The 20,030-nt window shown below is 64.6% G+C and carries 23 protein-coding genes; 14 read left to right on the forward strand and 9 right to left on the reverse strand.

The features are described from left to right. Positions 1 to 45 precede the first annotated feature (45 nt). The 6 genes from K289_RS0100080 (at position 46) to K289_RS0100105 (ending at position 6,026) form a co-directional block, all read left to right on the forward strand. Positions 46 to 726 (forward strand): DUF2270 domain-containing protein, encoded by a 681-nt coding sequence (locus tag K289_RS0100080; RefSeq protein ID WP_027549563.1) that lies wholly within the window; start codon positions 46 to 48, stop codon positions 724 to 726. Positions 727 to 873: 147 nt separating this feature from the next. Continuing rightward, a complete protein-coding gene (locus tag K289_RS0100085; RefSeq protein WP_027549564.1) occupies positions 874 to 1,683 on the forward strand; it encodes a crotonase/enoyl-CoA hydratase family protein in 810 nt (269 codons plus the stop codon). After that, positions 1,680 to 3,563, forward strand: a complete 1,884-nt coding sequence (locus K289_RS0100090; protein WP_027549565.1) for a feruloyl-CoA synthase — start codon at positions 1,680 to 1,682, stop codon at positions 3,561 to 3,563. Before K289_RS0100085 ends, K289_RS0100090 begins: the two co-directional genes overlap by 4 nt. Before the next feature lie 26 nt (positions 3,564 to 3,589). Then, positions 3,590 to 4,351 (forward strand): SDR family NAD(P)-dependent oxidoreductase, encoded by a 762-nt coding sequence (locus K289_RS0100095; RefSeq protein WP_027549566.1) that lies wholly within the window; start codon positions 3,590 to 3,592, stop codon positions 4,349 to 4,351. A gap of 24 nt (positions 4,352 to 4,375) precedes the next feature. After that, complete coding sequence (locus K289_RS0100100; protein ID WP_027549567.1) at positions 4,376 to 4,795, forward strand: thioesterase family protein; 420 nt, start codon at positions 4,376 to 4,378, stop codon at positions 4,793 to 4,795. A 79-nt stretch (positions 4,796 to 4,874) separates the two neighbouring features. Next, positions 4,875 to 6,026 carry an ABC transporter substrate-binding protein gene (locus K289_RS0100105; protein WP_027549568.1) on the forward strand — a complete coding sequence of 384 codons (1,152 nt, stop codon included), beginning with the start codon at positions 4,875 to 4,877 and terminating at the stop codon, positions 6,024 to 6,026. A 267-nt stretch (positions 6,027 to 6,293) separates the two neighbouring features. Here the strand turns inward: K289_RS0100105 and K289_RS0100110 are convergent, their stop codons facing one another. Both K289_RS0100110 and K289_RS0100115 read right to left on the reverse strand, forming a co-directional pair. Beyond that, the gene (locus K289_RS0100110) at positions 6,294 to 7,022 is read right to left on the reverse strand and encodes a glutathione S-transferase family protein (RefSeq protein ID WP_027549569.1); all 729 of its coding nucleotides are present in this window, start codon (positions 7,020 to 7,022) and stop codon (positions 6,294 to 6,296) included. 36 nt (positions 7,023 to 7,058) lie between these two features. Next, entirely contained in the window at positions 7,059 to 7,334 is a 276-nt protein-coding gene (locus K289_RS0100115) for a hypothetical protein (protein ID WP_027549570.1), read from the reverse strand. Positions 7,335 to 7,452: 118 nt separating this feature from the next. Between K289_RS0100115 and K289_RS0100120 the strand changes: the two genes are divergently transcribed. After that, positions 7,453 to 8,151: a YafY family protein gene (locus K289_RS0100120; RefSeq protein ID WP_027549571.1), complete on the forward strand. Its 699-nt coding sequence runs from the start codon at positions 7,453 to 7,455 to the stop codon at positions 8,149 to 8,151. Continuing rightward, positions 8,151 to 8,480 carry a YkgJ family cysteine cluster protein gene (locus K289_RS0100125; protein WP_371260779.1) on the forward strand — a complete coding sequence of 110 codons (330 nt, stop codon included), beginning with the start codon at positions 8,151 to 8,153 and terminating at the stop codon, positions 8,478 to 8,480. Before K289_RS0100120 ends, K289_RS0100125 begins: the two co-directional genes overlap by 1 nt. Here the strand turns inward: K289_RS0100125 and K289_RS0100130 are convergent. Both K289_RS0100130 and K289_RS0100135 read right to left on the reverse strand, forming a co-directional pair. After that, positions 8,477 to 8,875 (reverse strand): hypothetical protein, encoded by a 399-nt coding sequence (locus K289_RS0100130; protein WP_027549573.1) that lies wholly within the window; start codon positions 8,873 to 8,875, stop codon positions 8,477 to 8,479. The genes K289_RS0100125 and K289_RS0100130 overlap by 4 nt on opposite strands. Before the next feature lie 300 nt (positions 8,876 to 9,175). Continuing rightward, positions 9,176 to 9,523 carry a DUF3307 domain-containing protein gene (locus tag K289_RS0100135; protein WP_051310469.1) on the reverse strand — a complete coding sequence of 116 codons (348 nt, stop codon included), beginning with the start codon at positions 9,521 to 9,523 and terminating at the stop codon, positions 9,176 to 9,178. 407 nt (positions 9,524 to 9,930) lie between these two features. On the opposite strand from K289_RS0100135, the gene K289_RS0100140 reads away from it, so the two are divergent. The 4 genes from K289_RS0100140 (at position 9,931) to K289_RS0100155 (ending at position 13,788) form a co-directional block, all read left to right on the forward strand. Continuing rightward, positions 9,931 to 11,364 carry a TAXI family TRAP transporter solute-binding subunit gene (locus K289_RS0100140; RefSeq protein ID WP_027549575.1) on the forward strand — a complete coding sequence of 478 codons (1,434 nt, stop codon included), beginning with the start codon at positions 9,931 to 9,933 and terminating at the stop codon, positions 11,362 to 11,364. Positions 11,365 to 11,486: 122 nt separating this feature from the next. Then, complete coding sequence (locus K289_RS0100145; protein ID WP_027549576.1) at positions 11,487 to 11,705, forward strand: hypothetical protein; 219 nt, start codon at positions 11,487 to 11,489, stop codon at positions 11,703 to 11,705. 175 nt (positions 11,706 to 11,880) lie between these two features. Continuing rightward, complete coding sequence (locus K289_RS0100150; protein ID WP_027549577.1) at positions 11,881 to 12,990, forward strand: cyclic nucleotide-gated ion channel; 1,110 nt, start codon at positions 11,881 to 11,883, stop codon at positions 12,988 to 12,990. A 12-nt stretch (positions 12,991 to 13,002) separates the two neighbouring features. Next, positions 13,003 to 13,788: an enoyl-CoA hydratase/isomerase family protein gene (locus K289_RS0100155; RefSeq protein WP_027549578.1), complete on the forward strand. Its 786-nt coding sequence runs from the start codon at positions 13,003 to 13,005 to the stop codon at positions 13,786 to 13,788. A 3-nt stretch (positions 13,789 to 13,791) separates the two neighbouring features. On the opposite strand, the gene K289_RS0100160 is transcribed toward K289_RS0100155, so the two are convergent. After that, positions 13,792 to 14,226, reverse strand: a complete 435-nt coding sequence (locus K289_RS0100160; protein ID WP_027549579.1) for a DUF6157 family protein — start codon at positions 14,224 to 14,226, stop codon at positions 13,792 to 13,794. Positions 14,227 to 14,243: 17 nt separating this feature from the next. Then, entirely contained in the window at positions 14,244 to 14,888 is a 645-nt protein-coding gene (locus K289_RS0100165; RefSeq protein WP_027549580.1) for a glutathione S-transferase family protein, read from the reverse strand. 84 nt (positions 14,889 to 14,972) lie between these two features. Here K289_RS0100165 and K289_RS0100170 point away from each other — a divergent pair, with 84 nt between their 5' ends. After that, positions 14,973 to 15,974: a YafY family protein gene (locus tag K289_RS0100170; protein ID WP_027549581.1), complete on the forward strand. Its 1,002-nt coding sequence runs from the start codon at positions 14,973 to 14,975 to the stop codon at positions 15,972 to 15,974. A gap of 135 nt (positions 15,975 to 16,109) precedes the next feature. After that, a complete protein-coding gene (locus K289_RS0100175) occupies positions 16,110 to 16,349 on the forward strand; it encodes a hypothetical protein (protein ID WP_027549582.1) in 240 nt (79 codons plus the stop codon). 207 nt (positions 16,350 to 16,556) lie between these two features. Here K289_RS0100175 and K289_RS0100180 read toward each other — a convergent pair whose 3' ends face one another. From K289_RS0100180 to K289_RS0100190, 3 genes are all read right to left on the reverse strand, one after another. Continuing rightward, complete coding sequence (locus tag K289_RS0100180; protein WP_035683516.1) at positions 16,557 to 17,270, reverse strand: nitroreductase; 714 nt, start codon at positions 17,268 to 17,270, stop codon at positions 16,557 to 16,559. A 64-nt stretch (positions 17,271 to 17,334) separates the two neighbouring features. Continuing rightward, positions 17,335 to 18,579 (reverse strand): acyl-CoA dehydrogenase, encoded by a 1,245-nt coding sequence (locus K289_RS0100185; RefSeq protein WP_027549584.1) that lies wholly within the window; start codon positions 18,577 to 18,579, stop codon positions 17,335 to 17,337. Positions 18,580 to 18,700: 121 nt separating this feature from the next. Then, positions 18,701 to 19,948 (reverse strand): acyl-CoA dehydrogenase, encoded by a 1,248-nt coding sequence (locus K289_RS0100190; RefSeq protein WP_027549585.1) that lies wholly within the window; start codon positions 19,946 to 19,948, stop codon positions 18,701 to 18,703. Positions 19,949 to 20,030 lie beyond the last annotated feature (82 nt).

A 20,030-nucleotide genomic window follows, 5' to 3' on the forward strand; every position in this document is an offset into this window, starting at 1 on the left:
CAGGATATGCGTGCGCAAGATTGCGCAGACCACGGGAGTGCCACCATGTCCCTTATGGCTTCCAGCGACTCAAGCCCGCATCACGGCTTTGATCCTGCCGAAATGGGCGCCATCGCCCATCTGTACCGGGGCGAGGTCTATCGCTCGACGATCTGGCGAACGCGGCTCGACAACACGACCAATTGGTCGATCGTCACGATGGGCATCGCGCTATCGACGACCTTTTCGAGCCCGGAGGCGTCGCCCCTGCCGCTCGTCCTCGTCGGGCTGCTGATCGCCGTGTTCCTCGCGATGGAGGCGCGGCGCTATCGCTATTTCAACGTCTGGCGGGCCCGGGCCCGCTGGCTAGAGAAGAATTTCTATGCGCCGATGTTCACGCGCGAGGCGCGCGACGACAGCTGGCAGGCCATTCTCGCGCGCGACTACACCGCGCCCCGCCATCACATTTCATTCGTCCGCGCTGCAGGGCGACGGCTGCGTCGCAATTACGCCGGGATTCTCGTCATCCAGGCGGTCGCCTATTACGGCAAGATCGCAATCCATCCGACACCCGCAGCCAGCCTGGCCGAATTCGTCAATCGCGCGGCCGTCGGACCGCTTTCCGGCTGGACCGTTCTGCTCATGGGCTTTGCCTACGATTTCGGCTGGCTGGCGTTCGCGCTCGGCACGTTATGGCTCGACCAACGCGAGCACGGAGCCAAGGGCGACGGAGTGGCCATGGGCTAGCGACGGAGAATGGCCGCAGCAGCGCAGGCGCTGTTGAGCGGGCTCCGGGGCGAGCCCGCGCGCCCCACAACGGGCGGGGAACCCGTTCCCCCTTGTTGACTCCCTCAAAATTCGTTATACAACATAACTATTCTGACAAGGACGCAAATGACACAGGGAAACGCCGACACCGCTGATGCGGGAGCCTCCGGGCTGCTTAGGATCGAGAGGGCGGACAGGATTTTGACCGTCGGTCTCAACCGGCCGGCCAAGCGCAATGCGCTGAACGACGGCATCATCCTGGAAATCGGCGACTGCTTCGCGACGCTGCCCGAGGATATCGGCGCGGTCGTCATCCACGGCATCGGCGACCATTTCTCCTCCGGCCTCGACCTCTCCGAACTGACCGACCACGACGCCACCGGCGGGCTCCTGCATTCGCAGATGTGGCACCGTGTGTTCGACCGTATCCAGTACAGCCGCGTGCCGGTCATCGCCGCGCTCAAGGGCGCGGTGATCGGCGGCGGGCTGGAGCTGGCCTGCGCTGCGCATATCCGCGTCGCCGAACCCTCGACCTATTTCGCGCTGCCGGAAGGCCAGCGCGGCATCTTCGTCGGCGGCGGCGGATCGGTGCGGCTGCCGCGGCTGATCGGGGTGGCGCGGATGATGGACATGATGCTGACGGGCCGCGTCTATTCCGCGACCGAAGGCGCCTCCTACGGTTTCGCGCAATACGTGACGGAAGCCGGCAACGGCCTCGGCAAGGCACTGGAGCTCGCCACCCGCATCGCCTCCAACGCGCCGCTGACGAATTTTGCCGTGCTCCAGGCGCTGCCGATGATCGCGGAAGCCAATCCGCAGACCGGCCTCCTGATGGAATCGCTGATGGCGACGGTGGCGCAGAGCGACAAGGAGGCGAAACGCAGGATCCGCGAATTCCTCGAGCACAAGACCGCCAAGGTGAAGCCGAAGTCATGAGCGCGCAGCCGTCCTCTTCCACCACGGAGCGCGGCGCGAGCACTTCTCCGCTGCGGCCGATCTCGTTCGGCGACCCCGCAGTCAATATCGAGCGGCGCGAGGACGGCACGATCTATCTGAGGCCGACGCAGCCGCTCGGCGACTATCCCGTCCGCATCACCGACCGCCTGCACCACTGGGCGAAGACCACGCCGGACCGCACCTTCATGGCCGAGCGCGAAGGCGGGCGCGGCTGGCGCAAGGTCACCTACGCCGAACTGCTCACCGCGAGCCGGCACATCGCCTCCGCGCTGATCCAGCGCGGCCTGTCGGCGGACAGGCCGGTCGTGATCCTCTCCGGCAATTCGATCGATCACGCGCTGCTCGCGTTCGGCGCGTTCTACGCCGGCATTCCGTTCTGTCCGGTGTCGCCGGCCTATTCGCTGGTGTCGAAGGACTACGGCAAGCTGTCCTATCTGATGAAGCTGTTGACGCCCGGCCTGGTCTTCGCCGAGGACGCCGACAAGTTCGCCGATGCGCTTGTTGCCAACGTCTCGCTCGGCACCGAGATCGCTGCGTCCTACGGCGCCGTGCCGGGCCGCGACGTGACGCTGCTCGCCGACCTCATGGCGACGCCGATCCATCCCGCGCTCGACGAGGTGCATGGCAACATCGGCCCGGACACGATCGCCAAATTCCTGCTGACCTCCGGCTCGACCGGCAATCCCAAGGCCGTCATCAACACCCAGCGCATGATCTGCGCCAACCAGGTGATGCTGCGCGAGACGCTGGCCTTCCTCAAGGACGAGCCGCCGGTCATCATCGACTGGCTGCCCTGGAACCACACCTTCGGCGGCAACCACAATATCGGACTGACGCTCTACAATGGCGGCTCGATGTATCTCGACGCCGGCAAGCCGGTGCCCGGCGGCATCGAGGAGACCGTGCGTAATCTCCAGGAGATTTCGCCGACGGTCTATTTCAACGTGCCCAAGGGTTATGAATCGCTGCTGCCCTATTTGCGCGACGACCAGGGGCTGCGCGCAAAATTCTTCGACCGCCTGCACGCGATGTTCTTCTCGGGCGCGGCGCTCTCGCCCTTCGTCTGGAACAGCCTCGACGAGCTCGCGGTCAAGGAGAAGGGCTATCGCGTGCCGATGCTGACGGGCCTCGGTGCAACCGAGACCGCGCCGTTCTTCATGTCGGTCAATCCGCGCACCAGCCGCTCCGGCCATGTCGGCCTGCCGGTCTCGGGCAATGACGCCAAGCTCGTGCCGAACAACGGCAAGCTGGAAGTGCGTGCCAAGGGCCCGAACGTGTTGCCCGGCTACTGGCGCCAGCCCGACGTGACCGCGAAATCCTTCGACGAGGAGGGCTTTTACAAGCTCGGCGACGCGCTGAAGCCCGCCGATCCCGACGATCTCAACGCCGGCTTCGACTTCGACGGCCGCGTCAGCGAGGATTTCAAGCTCGCGAGCGGCACCTGGGTCAGCGTCGGCCCGCTGCGCGCACGCTTCGTGGCGGCCTGCGCGCCGCTGGTACGTGACGTCGTCATCGCCGGCATCAACCGTGACGAGATCTCCGCGCTCGTGGTGCTCGACCTCGACGGCTGCCGGCTGGTCAATCCAACGCTGGCGGCCGACGACCTCGTCGTGACAGCACGCGACCGTCTGATCCGCGACGCCTTTCGCGAGCGCCTAACCCGCTTCCTCGGCGCGGCCACCGGCTCCTCGACGCGGATCACGCGCGCGATCCTCTTGGACACGCCGCTGTCGATCGACAAGGGCGAAGTCACCGACAAGGGTTCGATCAACCAGCGCGCGGTGCTCGAGCATAGGGCCGCATTGATCGAGGAGCTCTATGCTGCCAATCCATCGGACCGTGTGATATCGGTCGGCTAACCAAACATCCGCCAAAGGAGAACGCCATGTTGTTGAAGGATCAGGCAGCCATCGTCACCGGCGGCGCATCGGGACTGGGCGCGGCCACCGCGCGAAAGCTGGCGGCGCAGGGCGCCAAGGTCGCGGTCTGCGACCTCAACGCCAAGCTCGCCGAGACTGTCGCCGCGGAGATCAAGGGCGTGGCTGTCGCCTGCGACGTCTCCGACGCCGCCTCCGCTGAAGCTGCGGTCGCGCAGGCCGCCAAGGCCCATGGTCCGGCGCGCGTGCTGGTCAACTGCGCCGGCATCGGCGTCGCAAAGCGCGTCGTCGGCCGTGACGGGCCTATGGCCCTTTCCGACTTCGACAAGGTGATCAAGGTCAATTTGATCGGCACCTTCAACATGCTGCGCCTTGCCGCAGCCGAGATGTCCAAGCTCGAGCCGCAGGCCACCGGCGAGCGCGGTGTCATCATCAACACCGCGTCGGTCGCCGCCTATGACGGCCAGATCGGGCAGTCGGCCTATTCCGCGTCCAAGGGCGGTATCGTCGGCATGACCCTGCCGATCGCGCGCGAGCTCGCGCAGTTCGGCGTCCGCGTGCTCACCATCGCGCCCGGCCTGTTCCTGACACCGTTGCTCGCCAACCTGCCGCAGGAAGCCCAGGATTCGCTTGCGGCTGCGATCCCCTTCCCGCGCCGGCTCGGCAACGCCGACGAGTTCGCGGCGCTCGCGCTGCACATGGTCGAGAATTCCTATCTCAACGGCGAGGTGGTGCGGCTCGACGGCTCGCTGCGCATGGCACCGAAGTAAGCGCGGCAAAGGCAAGGGCAGCACATGTTCGTGAACCGGCGCGACGTACAGATCCAATGGGGCGATTGCGATCCCGCCAACATCGTCTATTACCCGCGCTATTTCGGTATGTTCGACGATTCGACCTCGGTCCTGTTCGAGAAGGCCGGCTTCCCGAAGCAGGACCTGGTCCACAAATACGGCCTCATCGGCATTCCCATGGTCGATACGCGGGCGAAATTCTACATCCCCTCGACCCACGGCGACTGGATCACCATCGAAACCAAGATCGAGAGCATCAAGCGCTCGAGCTTCGAGGTGAAGCACAATGTCTACAAGGGCGAGGCGCTGGCTATCGAAGCCTTCGAGACCCGCGTCCTGGTCGGCCGCGACCCGAACGACCCCGACAAGCTGAAATCGGCGCCGTTTCCGCCGGAAATGGTGGCGAAATTCATCGGGAGCTAAATCGCCGCACCATCCAAAGACGGGGCTGAATCAGCCCCCCGATTTCTGCTTTCAAAGAAACACGTAAAGGGAGGAATAGATGAAACGTTTTTACCTGACCGCCGCGATTGCCGCCGCGACGCTCGCCGTGCCGGCGCTGCCCGCGCTGGCCCAGACCAATGAAATCACCATCGGCATCACCACCACCACGACCGGCCCGGGCGCGGCCCTCGGCATTCCCGAGCGCAACGCGCTGGAATTCGTGCCGAAAGAGATCGGCGGCGTGCCGTTGAAGGTGATCGTGCTCGACGACGGCGGCGACCCGACCACGGCAACCACCAACGCCCGCCGCTTCGTCACGGAATCCAAGGCCGACATCATCATGGGCTCGGCGCTGACGCCGCCGACGATCGCGGTCTCCAACGTCGCCAACGAAGCCGGCATTCCGCATTTCGGCCTCGCGCCGTTTCCGATCACGCCGGAGCGCATGAAGTGGTCGGTGGCGATGCCGCAGCCGATTCCGATCGTGGGCAAGGTGCTCTACGATCACATGAAGTCCAAGGGCGTAAAGACCGTCGGCTATATCGGCTATTCCGATTCGTATGGCGACCTCTGGTTCAACGACCTGAAGGCCCAGGCCGTGCCGATGGGCGTGACCATCGTCGACGAGGAGCGCTTCGCGCGTCCCGATACTTCGGTCACCGGCCAGGTGCTGAAGCTCGTCGCCGCCAATCCCGACGCGATCCTGGTCGGCGCCTCCGGCACCGCGGCCGCGCTGCCCCAGACCGAGCTGCGCGAGCGCGGCTATCAGGGTCTGATCTACCAGACCCACGGCGCGGCCAGCATGGACTTCATCCGCATCGCCGGCAAAGCGGCCGAAGGCGTGCTGATGGCCTCGGGCCCGGTCATGGACCCCGAGGATCAGCCGGACGAAGCGGCCACCAAGAAGCCGGGCCTTGCGCTCAACACCGCCTATGAAGCGAAGTACGGCCCGAACAGCCGCAGCCAGTTCGCCGGCCACTCCTATGACGCCTTCGAGCTCCTGAAGCGCGTCATTCCGGTCGCTCTGAAGACGGCAAAGCCGGGCACGCCGGAGTTTCGTGAGGCCATCCGGCAAGCCTTGCTGACGGAAAAGGAATTGGCGGCCAGTCAGGGCGTCTACAACTTCACCGAAAAGGATCGCTACGGCCTTGACGAGCGCTCGCGCATCCTGCTCACGGTGACGAACGGCAAATACAAGCTCGTGAAATAACACAGCGTCAGTTTCGAGACAGTCAGAGCCGGCCCCGCGGGCCGGCTCTTTTCTTTTTGCCGGTGATCGTGGCTGCGGCCCGAATTTCACTGCGCTCTCTCTCCCGCTTGCGGGGGGCTGGGGTGGGGGTGTATCCGCGTCGGGATGCCTGAGTTTTACCGAGAAAATCCCCGAGTGGAGAGAGCCCCCACCCGCCGCGCTCTGCGAGCGCGTCGACCTCCCTCGCAAGCGGGAGAGGTGCAGCGTGCCCGCGGAAAGGCCCGCGTCCTAAGCGGCCTGCGCAAGCCTGGTCCAGGCGAACTCCGGGTAATACCGTCCCATCATCCGGTCGACATAGGCGGTGAGGTTCGGAAACTCCTCGGCCCGCCCGCGCAGCTTGGAGTCGAAGAACGGGGTCAGGATTCCCGCGAGCGCACCGAACGCGGACGCATCGACGCCGCAGGGCTTCTCGCCCATCAGATAGGACTTGTCGCCGAGTTGCACCGAGAGCGCAAACAGCGAGCGCACGGCGAGATCGACATCGTCATCCGGCGCGTGGCGGCCAAGGCCGGAGAGCAGATAGTTTTCGGCGACGCGGAATTGCGCATCCTCGCGCAGCTTCTCGCGGTTGTGCTCTGGAGCGCCGTCGAAGAAATGCGCAGGCCCCTTGGCGAAATTAACCGGATCGACCCAGCGCGCGCCGACCAGCGCCCAGTAGACGTGATGCTCGATCATCCGCTCGAAGGCCCAGGCCTGCGCGCGTTGCTGCAAGGAGAGGCCGGCGTCGAAGTCGAACCCGTAGCGGCGTTCGATATGGGCGCGGATGAAGGTGGAATCGGCCACCGCCTCGCCGTCATCGTCGATGAAGGGCAACTGCCCCTTGGGCGACGCGGGCGGCATGGCCCGCTCCTTCCGATAGGGCAGTTCCGCCATCTTGAGCTGCACCTCGGTCTTGGTGACGAAGGGGCTGATTTCCGGCAGGCCGAATCCGACACCGAAGCCGTAGAGGGTGATCATGTCTGCTCTCCTGATCCTCGAAAGATGCATTGGAACCTAGCGTCCGGCTGCTGCCACCATGGTGGCAGCAGCCGTGATATCCTTGGCGAAACGAGCCCCTCGCCAGGCCTGGCCCATGAGGTGGCGGACCAGGGTGTCCGCGACCTGGACCAGCGAGCGGGTCACAAGGCTCGCCAGCGCAAGGCGGAAGTCGACGAACATGAGATCGAGAGACGCGAGACGGCCGAACGCCCAGGTATGCAGCAAGGCGTGCAGCGAAGCCTGCACCCGCCAGAGCGGGACGGCCGTGCCGAATTGGGTAGGAATGATCATGGACAAATCCTCTTCAGTCGAAGCGTTGTCCCGGTATAGAACTCCCCTGCTGCCAACATCCTGTCAGCATCAGCGCGCAGTTTTTTGAGCCGCCTGCGATCAGGGAAAGAGAATTGTCATGAGACGTGCCGACCGGCTGTTTCAGATCATCCAGGTGCTGAGGCGCAGCCGTAAACCGCTCACGGCCGACGCGATCGCGGCCGAGCTCGAGACATCGAAGCGCACCGTCTATCGCGACATCGCCACGCTGATCGGCCAGCGTGTGCCGATCCGCGGCGAGGCCGGCATGGGCTACATCCTGGAAAAGGGCTTCGACCTTCCGCCTTTGATGCTGACGCCGGACGAGATCGAGGCGGCGGTGCTGGGTGCGCAATGGGTCGCGGGCCACGCCGACACGGCGCTCGCGCGCGCGGCCGAAGACCTGATGGCCAAGATCGCCGACACCGTGCCCGAACGCCTGCGCCCCTTCGTGCTCGAGCCGGCGAGCCGCGCGCGGCCGAGCTGGAACAGGGAGCCCGACCGGATGGACATGGTGCGCACGCGTACCCAGATCCATGAGGGCAAGAAGATCATGCTGCGCTATCGCGACGAGCAGGGCCGCCCGAGCGAGCGCATGATCTGGCCGATCGCGGTCGGCTATCTCGAAGCCGTCCGCCTGCTTGCAGCCTGGTGCGAGCTGCGCAGCGACTTCCGCAGCTTCCGCACCGACCGCGTGGTGGAGGCAACCTATCTCGACGAAAGATATCCGGAGCGGCGCGACGTGCTGCGGGCGAAATGGCGGCAGAGCCTGGTCTGGGGTCCGCCGAAGGACACGTGATGGCGATCGATGAGATGTCCACCACCGATCTGTCGAGCTGCTGCCAGGCGTGCGGCGCCTGCTGCGGCTATTCGGCGAATTGGCCGCGCTTCTCGATCGAGAGCGACGAGGAGCTCGCGCTGATTCCGGAGAAGCTCGTCAACGACCGGCAATCCGGCATGCGCTGCGAGGGCGATCGCTGCGCAGCGTTGCAAGGGGAAATCGGGAAGACGACAGCTTGTGGCATCTACCAGGTGCGACCGGAAGTGTGCCGCACCTGCATGCCGGGTGATGCCGAATGCACGATGGCGCGGCGCAAATTCGGACTGCCGGCGATCGTGGTAGCTTAAGCCGGCACGGCTTCGCTGATCTCGTCGTCGAACTCATCCTCTAGCGGCGCAAGCACCGAGAGCGGCTTGGTTGACAGCGTGATCGGCTTGCGGCCGCCGGACAGAGACGGCGTCGATTTGGCCGAGCGTTCGCGCGACAGCGCGTAGAGCGTCGAGCCGACACGGCCACCGCTCTCGATCAGGTCGCGCTCGCTGCAGCTCGCTGCGATCGCGACCGCCAGCGAATGCAAATGGCTGCGGCGATAGCAGAACAGCGCCAGCCTGGCGCGGACGTCAGGGGAAACACTCTCAACCAGCCTCGGCAGGCCGCTCTCATTGGCGCGATACATCTCGCCAAGGAGTTCGTCGCGGACCGGGCAGAAATCGCTTTCAAAGGTATCGCGGCTTGAAAACATTGCAGTTCTCCCTCGTGTGCGGAAGATGCCGCGCAATTCTCTAATGAAAGGTTAACCACACTGACCGGTAGTCACCCGGGGTCCTTGCGCCCACGCCGTGAATCGGTCCGGCCCTCATCGGGTATCCGATCGCATATGCGGATCTGCAGCAGTCGTCAGGCCCGGGCTTGTCCCGGGCATCCACGTTCTTTGTGCCGTGCGGTAAGGCGTGGTTGGCCGGGACAAGCCGGGCATGACGCTGTCGAAACTTCAGCGCACCACGCACCCGCAATCGCCCTGCCCATCGGCAGGCAGCCGGCTTCAGTTGGCAGCCATGAAGATGGAGAGACCGAAGCCGGTGAGATGGTGCAGCGCCTGGTCGACACCGATCAAGGTCCAGAACCAGGGATGCTCCTGGTTGACATGGAGATTGGCCGAGACGAGACCCTTGGCGCGGTCGACGATGATGTGAATCCCGAAGTCGATCAGGGCCACGAACCAGAAGCGCGGCGCCACGATCAGGATCAGCGGCAGCGCAACCGCAAGGTGAATCAGGCAATGCACTAGAAGCGGCAGACCCCAGCCGTGCTTCTGGTCCTTGCCGTGCGCCATCCAGGCGGTTTGCAGGACGAAATCGGCGATGATGTGCTTGAAGGTCAGCAGCAACATCCAGCCAATGAGCGCTTCAACCGGAATCGCCGATGACATGGGTGGAAACGACAAAGCTGGCGCCCTCATTGACATGGGAAGCAAAAAATGGAGCGTTCAGCGCAACTTCTTCTTGGACCCGGCCAAATCCCCGGGATCGGTCATTTATGACATCTCCCGCGTTGGAATGCATCCCGGGGGAACTCGAAAATCACCAACTGTGGCCGAACGGCGATAGGACGACCAATCGCCGCGGACGGTCCAAGTAAGGTTACCTTCGGCTCGAAATTTGCATTCTCGGGCCGGAGCGCTATCATCCCCAAGTAGAGAATATCGTTCTTTTTTTCAGGCGTGTACGAAATTTCAGGGCGCGCGCGGCTGGCAGATCCGCCGCCGCCCGCCATCCCGCATAAGGCCAGAGTGCTGCCATGAGTACTGAAGGCCCGACGGCACCGACCGAGCCGCGACGGACCCTGCGCCGCAAGGTGATCAAGACCAATCAGCAGCAGGTCCTTCTGTACGTCGTGCTGACCCTGCTTCTGTCGCTTGTCACCGTCTGGGCCGGCCGGGCCATGTTGCACAATTCAGAGACGCTGACCTTTGCCGTCGGCGCCCCCAACAGCGACGAGGCACTGTTTGCGACCAAGCTCGCCGCGCTTCTGAAGAACAACGCCTCGCACTTCCGGATCAAGATCGTCAACAACCCTGACAATGCCAGGGCGCTCGCACAGTTCGACCGCAGGCAGGCCGATCTCGCCATCCTGCGCACCGACGCCAAAGTGCCGCCACGGGCACGCACGCTGGCGATCCTGGAGCACGATCTCGTGCTGCTGCTCGGCCCCGGCAACAAGAAGATCAAATCGCTCGCCGAGCTGAAGAAGAAAAAGGTCGCCGTTGTCGCCGAGAACGAGTCCTCGCTCGCCTTCGTGCGCAGCATCCTCGACATCCCCGACGGTCCGGACGCCGCGAAGATCCAGATGGCGCCGCAGGGCGCGACGCTCGACAAGCTGTTCGCGCCGTCCAGCGGCTTTAGCGCAGTGATCGCCATTGTCCACGCATCCCGCGCGGTGCGCGACAAGGCCTACGAGCAGGTCGCCAAGCATGGCGGGTTCACACTGAATGCGATCGACGAAGCCAAGGCGCTGGCGCGCAAATTCCCCGGCATTTCCGACGAGACGCTGACGGCCGGCACGCTGTCCGCCTCGCCTGAAATTCCGGACGATGACCTCGATACGATCGGGCTCGAATGGCTCCTGGTCGCGCAGTCCAAGATGTCCCTGACCACGGGCGGCGACCTCGCGCGTATCGTCTACGAGAACAAGTCCGCGCTCGGGCTCGACAACGGCTTTGCGACGAGGATCGAGCCGGCCTCGACCGAGAAGGACGCCTTCGTGATGGCTCATCAGGGCGCGGCCGACTACATCAACGACGACACCAAGTCGTTCATGGATAAATACAGCGACATGATGTATCTGGGCGCCGGCGCGCTCAGCATCATCGGCTCGATCTTCGCCGCGATCTACACCAAGATCACCAGGGTGGCGCCGGAAAAGGCCAGCAAGCTGTCCACCGCGATCCTCGATATCGGCGAGCGCATCGAGCATGCCCATTCACTGGATCAGCTCGAATGTCTTCAGGACGAGCTGGAGGGCATTCTGCGCGGCGCGGTCATCGGACTCAGAGACGGCACCATCAGTACCGACGGCCTCGATACGTTCAAGCTCGGCTATGAATTCGTCCGGGACGAGATCGGCATGCGCCGTGACTACCTGAAACGCCATGCTGCCGAGGTGGAGAAGGCCGACCCCGTTCCACACGACGACAGCAATGTGGTGGTGGTGAAGACCGCGCAGAGCGCCTGAGCGCGCAGGCGCAGCACCCTTACCGCGGAAACCCTGCAGGGTATTTCGGGTGAACCGCCGGAACCCGGGAACCGTCCCGATTCACGATCGTTGGTGCCCCGGATACAACCGGAGAACGCTGCATGCGTACACTCCTCGTCATCCTCCTTCTGGGAATGCTGGCAGCGGTCGGCTATTTCGGCTATTCCGCGATGACGATCGAGGGAGACCCGATCCCGACGGAAGGCTATGTGGCGCTGGCGCTGGGCGCAGGGTTCTCGGTGGTCGTCGGCATCGGCCTGATGGTGCTGTTGTTCTTCAGCAGCCGCCACGGCTACGACGAGCCGCCGCACTTCAAGTAGCGGCGGAGTCCGCCGTATCCCATGGCTGCGCCGGGTGCCTGTGCCCTGATATGCGCAATGGCACGCCTATGCGCCATTTGCCGTCGTTGACGGCCCCCGCCCGCACAGGCACTTTGGCGCCGACGTCCCAGCCGGGACCTCGAAAACCTACCCAAAACCCGGGCCGCCTTCCCGCATGTCCAAGCCGTTGATCCCCGTTCTGGCGCAGTTCGTGGCTGCCACGGCCGGCCGCAACATGACCAAGGCGGCCTATGGGGCGGTGATCGTCGGCGTCGGGGCGATGGTGCTACTCACGGTCAACCCGGCCTACGATGCCGCGTACCGCTGGCTCGACGGCCTCTTGTGGGTCTGCCTCCTCTACTTCGTTTTCGAATGGGTGGTCCGGCTGCGCCACATGAGGCGGCAAGGACGTCTTTCGCTCTATATGTCCTCGTCCGCGGGGCTGGTCGATGCGATCGGAGCGCTGGCCGTGCCGATCGCCCTGGTGCTGGGTGTCGAGCTCAGGACGGCCTGGCTGCTCAGCGTGCTCTGGGTCATGAAGGTGGTGCCGGGCATTCCCGGCCTGCGGCAGCTGCGCCGCGTGCTGGTGCTGGAATCGGGCCCGCTGCTCAGCGTGCTCGTGATCTTCCTGATGGTGGTCTTCCTCGCCTCGGTCGCCGAATATTTCCTGGAACGTGACGTGCAGCCGCAGACCTTCGGCAGCGTCCCGGCCGCGCTGTGGTGGGCGGTGGTGACCCTGACGACCACGGGCTACGGCGACGTCGTGCCGGTGACGCCGCTCGGCCGCATGGTGGCTGCGCTGGTGATGATCTCCGGCCTCGGCGTGTTCGGACTCTGGACCGGTATTCTGGCGACCGGCTTTGCCGCCGAGACCCGGCGCGACAATTTCCTCAAGACCTGGGAATCCGTCAGCAAGGTGCCGTTCTTTGCAGCGCTTGGCCCCGCGGCGATCGCCGACGTCACCCATATGCTGCGAACCATGGAGCTGCCGGCGCGCACCATGATCATCCGGAAGGGCGCGCAGGGCGACTGCATGTATTTCATCGCCGCCGGCGAGGTCGAGGTCGATCTTCCCGGCAAGAAGGTGCAGCTCGGCGAGGGCGCCTTCTTCGGCGAGATGGCGCTGCTCGGCAACAATGTGCGGGGTGCCAGTGTCTCGACCACGAAAGTGTCGCGGCTTTTGGTGCTCGACCTCGTCGACTTCCGCGTGCTGATGGCACGGCATCCCGATCTCGCCGAGACCATCGACGCCGAGGCCAAGCGCCGCGCGCTCGAAAACAAATAAACGGAGACAAGAATGTCGGACACAGCCGACGCGGCCAGCGGCCCCGTGCTCGAAATCACCGGCGCCCGCGCCACCATCCGCCTCAACCGCCCGAAACATCTCAACCGGCTCCAGGCGGAGGACCTCGACGAGCTCATGCAACTGTTCGACCGGATCGAGGCGGATCCCGCGATCCGCGTTCTGGTGCTGACCGGCACCGGTCGCGCCTTTTCCGCAGGCTACGACCTCAACTCGGTGGCCGAGCGCGCGGTCAGCGCCAAGGAGCAGCAGAGCGCGGGCTCGGCGTTCGAGGTCGTCGTCAACCGGCTGGAGGATCTCGGCGTACCGACGATCTGCCGGCTCAATGGCGGTGTCTATGGCGGCTCGACCGACCTCGCGCTCGCCTGCGATTTCCGCATCGGCGTCGACACCGCCGAGATGTTCATGCCTGCGGCGCGGCTCGGGCTGCACTATTACAAGAGCGGCATCAAACGCTACGTCACGCGGCTCGGCGTCGACAACGCCAAGAAACTGTTCCTGACCGCCACGAGGATCAGCGCGCCGGAGATGCTGCGGATCGGCTATCTCACCGACATGGTGCCGGAGGAAACGCTGGACGAGGAAGTCGACAAGCTCGCGACGATCCTCGCCGGCAACGCGCCGAACGCCATGCGCGGCATGAAGCGCGCCATCAACGAATTCGCCCGCGGCGAGCTCGATGAGCTGGCCGCCGACCAGCGCCACCGCGACAGCATGCGCGGCGACGAGATCAAGGAAGGCATCAAGGCGTTCGCGGAGAAGCGGCCGCCGAGGTTTTGAGGATCACCCCCGCTTCGACCGCATCGCGCGCACCTGCGTGAGCTTCGGATCGCGCGCCAGCGTCTGGTAGCGCTTGCTGTCGACGGCGTAGATCGCGATGCGGCCTTCGCTGTCGGCATGCACGCCCCAGCCGAAGCGCTTGCCGAGGCTTGAGGCGCGCATGCAGGCTTGCCCGCGCGAGAAGAACGCCGCCCGGGCGGCGCTTTTCTCCGCCTTCGTTGCCTTTGCATCGAGTTCGCGCCCCGGCGCGGAGGTCGCGAAGATCACGTCGTCCGACGTGTATCTGTAAGGCGCCTTCGCGACCATCGCGTATTGCAGGCCGGCCACGGTCGGCCGTCCTGCGCGCGGCGGTGGCTCCTCGCCCGCGCGCGCCGGACAGTCTTCGGCGACCTGGATGAAGGTGTCGAAACAGTTGGTCGTATGGATCGGCTTTGTCATGCGAAGACCCGACTTGTTCATTCCCCGGCGACAGCGGCATGCTGCGCCGCCATCTCATCATCGGCCGCATTGATCCGCAGGAACGCAGGTCGCGACGTGATGCGCTCGGAATAGCGGACGAAGACGTCTTTCTTCGGCACGATACCGAACATCATCGTCCAGTTGAACGCCACGCCCCAAAGAATATCGGCCGCCGTCATGCGTTCGCCCAGGAGATACGGCCCCCTGGACAGTTGCGCTTCGAGCGCGCCCAGCATGGTGTCGTAATCGGCATAGGGCGACTGTGTGATCGGCGCGGGCTCGCGCCGCATGAATTTGTCGATCAGCGCCGGCTCGAACGACGAGCCGTAATAGGCGATCCAGCGCAGATAGGGACCGCGCAAGGGATCGCTCAGCGCGGGTGCGAGGCCCGCCTGTGGGTACAGGTCGGCGAGATAGATGTAGATCGCGACCTGCTCGGTCACCAGCGCCTCGCCGTGACGGATCGCCGGCACCTTGCCGAGCGGATTGATGGCGAGATAGGCGGGCCTGCGCTGCTCGCCCGCCTTCATGTTGAGGACGTGGAGATCGTAGGGCGCGCCCAGCTCCTCCAGCAGCACCCGCGTGCCCGTGGCGCGGCTTTGCGGCGCATAATAGAGGATGATGCGGTTCGGATCGGTCATGGCAGTCTCCGGCTGGCCGTCTGCGATGGCGTCTCTCTACCGGACCATACCTGACATCCTGTGTCAGGTATGGTTTATGGGACCATGCGCGCGAGCCGGCTGCTATCGATCCTCACCACCCTTCAGGCGAGAGGGCAGGTCACTGCACCTGAGCTCGCGGACGCCTGCGAGGTGTCGGTGCGCACCATCTATCGCGACATCGATGCGCTCGCGGCCGCCGGCGTGCCCGTCTATGCCGACCGCGGCGCGGAGGGCGGCTATCGCCTGCTCGACGGCTACCGGGTGCGGCTCAATGGGTTGTCGCAGAGCGAAGCGGAGGCGCTGTTCCTCACCGGGTTGCCCGGCCCGGCAGCCGCACTCGGGCTCGATGCCGCGATGATGGCCGCACAGACCAAGCTGATGGCGGCACTCCCCGCGAGCCTGCGGCAGGACGCCGGCCGGATGCAGGAGCGCTTCCATCTGGATGCGCCGGGCTGGTTCGGCGAGGCCGAGGAGCCGAAACATCTGCGCGCCATCGCCGGCGCGTTGCTCCAGGGAACGCTGATCAAGATCCGCTATCAGAGCTGGCGGGCGAAGAAGCAGCGTCGCGTCGCACCGCTCGGCCTCGTGCTGAAGGCTGGCAGCTGGTATCTCGCCGGCGAGGTCGACGGCAGCGTGCGCACCTATCGCGTCGCGCGCGTGCTCGACTGCACCGTGCTTTCGGATCGTTTCGACCGTCCCGCCAATTTTGGTCTTGCCGCCTATTGGCAGGCTGCGACGCTGAGGCTCGAGGCCGAGCTGCATCCCGATGTCGCGACCGTGCGGCTGTCGCCGTTCGGCGTGAAGCTCCTCGACGCGCTGAGCCAGCCTTACGTCAAGGCGCGCACGCGTCTCGAGGAGACGATCGACGCAGACGGCTGGCGCATCGCTCATGTGCCGATCGGCAAGACGGTGTGGCACGCTGCCGCAGAATTGTTGCGGCTCGGGCCCGAGGCCGAGGTACTGGAGCCGGCGGAGCTGCGCGCGAAGATGATCCAGCTCACACAAGCCATGGCAGCTCGCTATCGATCGTCGCGCGCCACCGCCCGGGCGACGCGAAAGGCCTGACGGTTTACCATCCGACGCGGCCGACGAAACAATCCTGAAACACGATTCTCCCGGCACGGCGTGAACGCATTTGCAGCTCAGCTCGACCGAGATGCAGGGACACAACAACGGCCTCGCGCCAACTGGAGAATGAAGATGTTTCGTAAGCTTGCACTCGGTCTGATCGCTGCCGGCTCGCTCGGCGCTGCCGCTCTCGTGCCCACCGCCGCATCGGCCCACGGCTTCCACCATCACTGGGGTCCCGGCTGGGGCTGGGGTTATGGCGGCCTCTATGTCAACACCGGCGTCAGCAACTGCTACCAGGAGCGCGTCATCCAGACCCGCCACGGCCTGCGCGTTCGCGTCGTGAACGTCTGCGCGTACGGGATCTACTGAGATCTCGCATCCATGATAAGCCCCGGTCGCTTTGCGATCGGGGTTTTCATTGTGAACGGGTTCGAATCGCTCCGCGGCCCACGGAGAGTTTGAAAGCACATCGTTTCCAATCCGTCATTGCGAGCGTAGCGAAGCAATCCAGAGACGTCTCCTCGTTGGGATTCTGGATTGCTTCGCTGCGCTCGCAATGACGACGTGGAGAGAATATCACTCGTCCAAGAACGTCACCGTCTCCGCAACGCTGGCGCGTGAGGTGCGGTAGCTGTTGACCCTGTGAGCATGATCGGCATAGCCGAACGAGATGCCGCAGACGACGCGGCGATCGTCGGGCAGGTTGAAGTGACGCCGGATCAGGCCGGAGTGGCGCGCAAGCGCAGCCTGCGGAATGGTGCCGAGCCCGAGCGCCTGCGCCGCCAGCATGAAATTGCTGACATAGGCACCGCAGTCGATCGCACCGTAGATGCCGAGCGGCTCGTTGGTGTGAATGATCGCCACATGCGGCGCGCCGAAGAAATTGTAATTTTCCAGCGCCTGCTTGGCGTAAGCGGCTTTGTCACCACGGGCGATGCCCAGCGTGTTGTAGAGCTGAAAACCGCTCTCGCGGCGGCGATCGAGATAGACGCCGACATATTCGCGCGGCGGCGTGAAGTCATGGTCGTCCTTGGCACCGGCCCCCGCCTCCGCGTAGATCGCCTTGCGAAAGCGTTCCTTCGCCGCACCGCTGGCGATCAGCACCTGCCAGGGCTGGCTGTTGCACCATGACGCGGTGCGCTGCGCGGTCCGCAGCACATGCTCGATTGTCGCGCGATCGACTTCCTTGGGGAGAAAGGCGCGCACGGAGTAGCGCTCGTTGAGGAGTTCTTCGAGCACGCCGATGCGGTCCTCGGTGGCGTAGCGGGCGTTGGGCGATTTGGCGTCCATGGCGCGTCCTTTGTCTTCCGTAGGGTGGGTTAGCCGAAGGCGTAACCCACCCTACGATTCCAAATCAACGCCCCTTCGTCGGGATCTTGTTATACGGCACGTCCTTGTCGACGCGGATGTCGCCGGGCAGGCCCAACACCCGCTCGGCGATGATGTTGCGCAGGATCTCGTCGGTGCCGCCGGCAATGCGCATCGAGGGCGAGGACAGCAGCATCTGCTGGAACTGGCCCTGCACCGTCTCCTCGTCCGTTCCCGTGAGAACGCCGGCCGCGCCCTGGAGGTCCATCGCGTAGGTCGCGATGTCCTGGAGCATCATGCCCGAGACCAGCTTGCCGATCGAATTCTCCGGCCCCGGCCGCTCGCCCTTCGACAGCGCCGAGATCGCGCGGTAGCTGGTGTATTTCAGCCCGCTCGATTTCACCGCCCAGCTCGCAAGCTTCGAGCGCACGGAGGGATCGTCGATGGCAAGCCCATCCTCCAGCATCAGGTTGGAGCAGAACTCGAACAGCTCGGGCACGCCGGTCGCAAGCCGCGCGCCGATCGACATGCGCTCGTTCATCAGCGTGGTCAGCGAGACGCTCCAGCCCTCGCCGACGGCACCGAGCCGCTGGCTGTCGGGGATCACCACGTCGGTGAAATACACCTCGTTGAACTCCTGCATGCCGTTGGCCTGTTTGATCGGGCGGACCTCGACGCCCGGGCTCTTCATGTCCAGGAAGAACATGGTGAGACCCTTGTGCTTGGGCACGTTCGGATCGGTGCGCGCGATCAGCAGGCCATAGTCGGAATAGTGCGCGCCCGAGGTCCAGATCTTCTGTCCGTTGACGATCCAGTTGTCGCCCTTCTTCTCCGCACGGGTGCGCAGGCCGGCGAGGTCCGAGCCGGCGGACGGCTCGGAGAAGAGCTGACACCAGATCTCCTCACCCGAAGCGAGCTTCGGCAGATAGCGGCGCTTGGCATCCTCGCTGCCCCAGGCCATCACGGTCGGGCCGCACATGCCCTCGCCGATCTGGAACGGCTGCGTCAGCTTGCCATAGACGCCCTCCTCCTGCTGCCAGATCACGCGCTCGATCGGAGTGGCGCCACGACCGCCATATTCCTTCGGCCAGTGCAGGCAGGCCCAGTTGCCTTCGAACTTCTTCTTCTGCCAGGCCTTGCCGATATCGACGATGTCATGCTTCGCAAGCCGGATGCGGCCGAGCGAGGATTTTGACAGCTCAGCCTCCAGCTCCTTCGGCGCATTGGCCTCCACCCATTTGCGCGCGGTCTCGCGGAATGCGGCTTCCTGCGGCGTATCATCGAAATTCATGGCGGACCTCACAATCCTTGCTTGGTGCGTAGGGTGGGCAAAGCGAAGCGTGCCCACCACCTTCTCTCGCTCTCGATAGAATTGGTGGGCACGGCGCTAGGCGCCTTTGCCCACTACTATTCTAACCTCTTCCCTTCGTCGGGATCTTGTTGAACGGCACGTCCTTGTCGACACGGATGTCGCCGGGCAGACCGAGCACGCGCTCGGCGATGATATTGCGCATGATCTCGTCGGTGCCGCCCTCGACGCGCGTGCCCGGCGCGCGCAAGAGCATCGCCTGAAAGCGGCCTGCGACTTCGGCGTCCTCGGGACCGCTGACCACGCCAGCGGCGCCTTGCAGATCCAGCGCGTAGGTCGCGACGTCCTGGATCATCGAGCCCGCTACCAGCTTGCCGATGGAGTTTTCCGGCCCCGGCCGCTCGCCCTTCGACAGCGCCGAGATCGCGCGCATGCTGGTGTATTTCAGCCCGCTCGTCTTCACCGCCCAGTTCGCGAGTTTCGAGCGCACCGCTGCGTTCTCGATCGCCGGGCCATCCTCCAGCATCAGGCTGGAGCAATAATCGAACAGCTCGGGGAAGCCGGTCGCCACGCCCGCGCCGATCGACATGCGCTCGTTCATCAGCGTGGTCAGCGAGACGTTCCAGCCGTCATTGACCTCGCCGAGGCGCTGGTGATCGGGAATGCGGACATTGGTGAAATAGACCTCGTTGAAGTCGGAGGCACCGCTCGCCTGTTTGATCGGCCGCACCTCGACACCCCGGCTCTTCATGTCCAGGAAGAACATGGTGAGCCCCTTGTGCTTGGGCACGGTGGGATCGGTTCGCGTCAGGAGAATGCCGTAGTCGGAATAATGCGCGCCCGACGTCCATATCTTCTGGCCGTTGATCACCCAGTCGTCGCCATCCTTCTCGGCGCGGGTGCGCAGGCCCGCGACGTCAGAGCCGCCCGCCGGTTCGGAGAAGAGCTGGCACCAGACTTTTTCGCCGGAGGCGAGCGGTGGCAGAAATGTGCGCTTATGCTCCTCGCGCGCGAACGCCATCATGGTCGGTCCGCACATGCCGTGGCCGATGATGAACATATGGGAGAGCTTGCCGAACGGGCCCTCCTCCTGCTGCCAGATCACCCGCTCGATCGGCGATGATCCGCGGCCGCCATACTCTTTCGGCCAGTGCAGGCAGGCCCAGCCCGCCTCGGCCTTTTTCTTCTGCCAGGCCTTTGCGACCTCCAGAATGTTGGCGTTCTTGAGCTGCGTGCGGCCGAGCGAGGATTTGCGCAGCTCCTCTTCATATTGTTTGGGCGCGTTGGCCGCGATCCAGGCGCGGGCGATGGCGCGGAATTCGGCTTCCTGCGGGGTGTCGTCGAAGTTCATCGTCTCAGTCCTCGGCCGCGCCGTTCATCTTGTAGGATGGGTAGAGCGCAGCGAAACCCATCTCTTCCAACCTTCGCGTGAT

The organism is Bradyrhizobium sp. Cp5.3, assembly GCF_000426265.1.
GTDB lineage: Bacteria > Pseudomonadota > Alphaproteobacteria > Rhizobiales > Xanthobacteraceae > Bradyrhizobium > Bradyrhizobium neotropicale.

Excerpts from the sequence above, each read along its gene's own strand:
- K289_RS0100120 (WP_027549571.1), top strand. The coding sequence starts at position 7,453 with ATGAGACGTGCCGACCGGCTGTTTCAGATCATCCAGGTGCTGAGGCGC.
- K289_RS0100150 (WP_027549577.1), top strand. The coding sequence starts at position 11,881 with ATGTCCAAGCCGTTGATCCCCGTTCTGGCGCAGTTCGTGGCTGCCACG.
- K289_RS0100090 (WP_027549565.1), top strand. The coding sequence starts at position 1,680 with ATGAGCGCGCAGCCGTCCTCTTCCACCACGGAGCGCGGCGCGAGCACT.
- K289_RS0100130 (WP_027549573.1), bottom strand. The coding sequence starts at position 8,875 with ATGTTTTCAAGCCGCGATACCTTTGAAAGCGATTTCTGCCCGGTCCGC.
- K289_RS0100135 (WP_051310469.1), bottom strand. The coding sequence starts at position 9,523 with ATGTTGCTGCTGACCTTCAAGCACATCATCGCCGATTTCGTCCTGCAA.
- K289_RS0100085 (WP_027549564.1), top strand. The coding sequence starts at position 874 with ATGACACAGGGAAACGCCGACACCGCTGATGCGGGAGCCTCCGGGCTG.
- K289_RS0100115 (WP_027549570.1), bottom strand. The coding sequence starts at position 7,334 with ATGATCATTCCTACCCAATTCGGCACGGCCGTCCCGCTCTGGCGGGTG.
- K289_RS0100100 (WP_027549567.1), top strand. The coding sequence starts at position 4,376 with ATGTTCGTGAACCGGCGCGACGTACAGATCCAATGGGGCGATTGCGAT.
- K289_RS0100125 (WP_371260779.1), top strand. The coding sequence starts at position 8,151 with ATGGCGATCGATGAGATGTCCACCACCGATCTGTCGAGCTGCTGCCAG.
- K289_RS0100175 (WP_027549582.1), top strand. The coding sequence starts at position 16,110 with ATGTTTCGTAAGCTTGCACTCGGTCTGATCGCTGCCGGCTCGCTCGGC.
- K289_RS0100140 (WP_027549575.1), top strand. The coding sequence starts at position 9,931 with ATGAGTACTGAAGGCCCGACGGCACCGACCGAGCCGCGACGGACCCTG.
- K289_RS0100185 (WP_027549584.1), bottom strand. The coding sequence starts at position 18,579 with ATGAATTTCGATGATACGCCGCAGGAAGCCGCATTCCGCGAGACCGCG.
- K289_RS0100080 (WP_027549563.1), top strand. The coding sequence starts at position 46 with ATGTCCCTTATGGCTTCCAGCGACTCAAGCCCGCATCACGGCTTTGAT.
- K289_RS0100165 (WP_027549580.1), bottom strand. The coding sequence starts at position 14,888 with ATGACCGATCCGAACCGCATCATCCTCTATTATGCGCCGCAAAGCCGC.
- K289_RS0100155 (WP_027549578.1), top strand. The coding sequence starts at position 13,003 with ATGTCGGACACAGCCGACGCGGCCAGCGGCCCCGTGCTCGAAATCACC.
- K289_RS0100110 (WP_027549569.1), bottom strand. The coding sequence starts at position 7,022 with ATGATCACCCTCTACGGCTTCGGTGTCGGATTCGGCCTGCCGGAAATC.
- K289_RS0100105 (WP_027549568.1), top strand. The coding sequence starts at position 4,875 with ATGAAACGTTTTTACCTGACCGCCGCGATTGCCGCCGCGACGCTCGCC.
- K289_RS0100190 (WP_027549585.1), bottom strand. The coding sequence starts at position 19,948 with ATGAACTTCGACGACACCCCGCAGGAAGCCGAATTCCGCGCCATCGCC.
- K289_RS0100145 (WP_027549576.1), top strand. The coding sequence starts at position 11,487 with ATGCGTACACTCCTCGTCATCCTCCTTCTGGGAATGCTGGCAGCGGTC.
- K289_RS0100170 (WP_027549581.1), top strand. The coding sequence starts at position 14,973 with ATGCGCGCGAGCCGGCTGCTATCGATCCTCACCACCCTTCAGGCGAGA.
- K289_RS0100095 (WP_027549566.1), top strand. The coding sequence starts at position 3,590 with ATGTTGTTGAAGGATCAGGCAGCCATCGTCACCGGCGGCGCATCGGGA.
- K289_RS0100160 (WP_027549579.1), bottom strand. The coding sequence starts at position 14,226 with ATGACAAAGCCGATCCATACGACCAACTGTTTCGACACCTTCATCCAG.
- K289_RS0100180 (WP_035683516.1), bottom strand. The coding sequence starts at position 17,270 with ATGGACGCCAAATCGCCCAACGCCCGCTACGCCACCGAGGACCGCATC.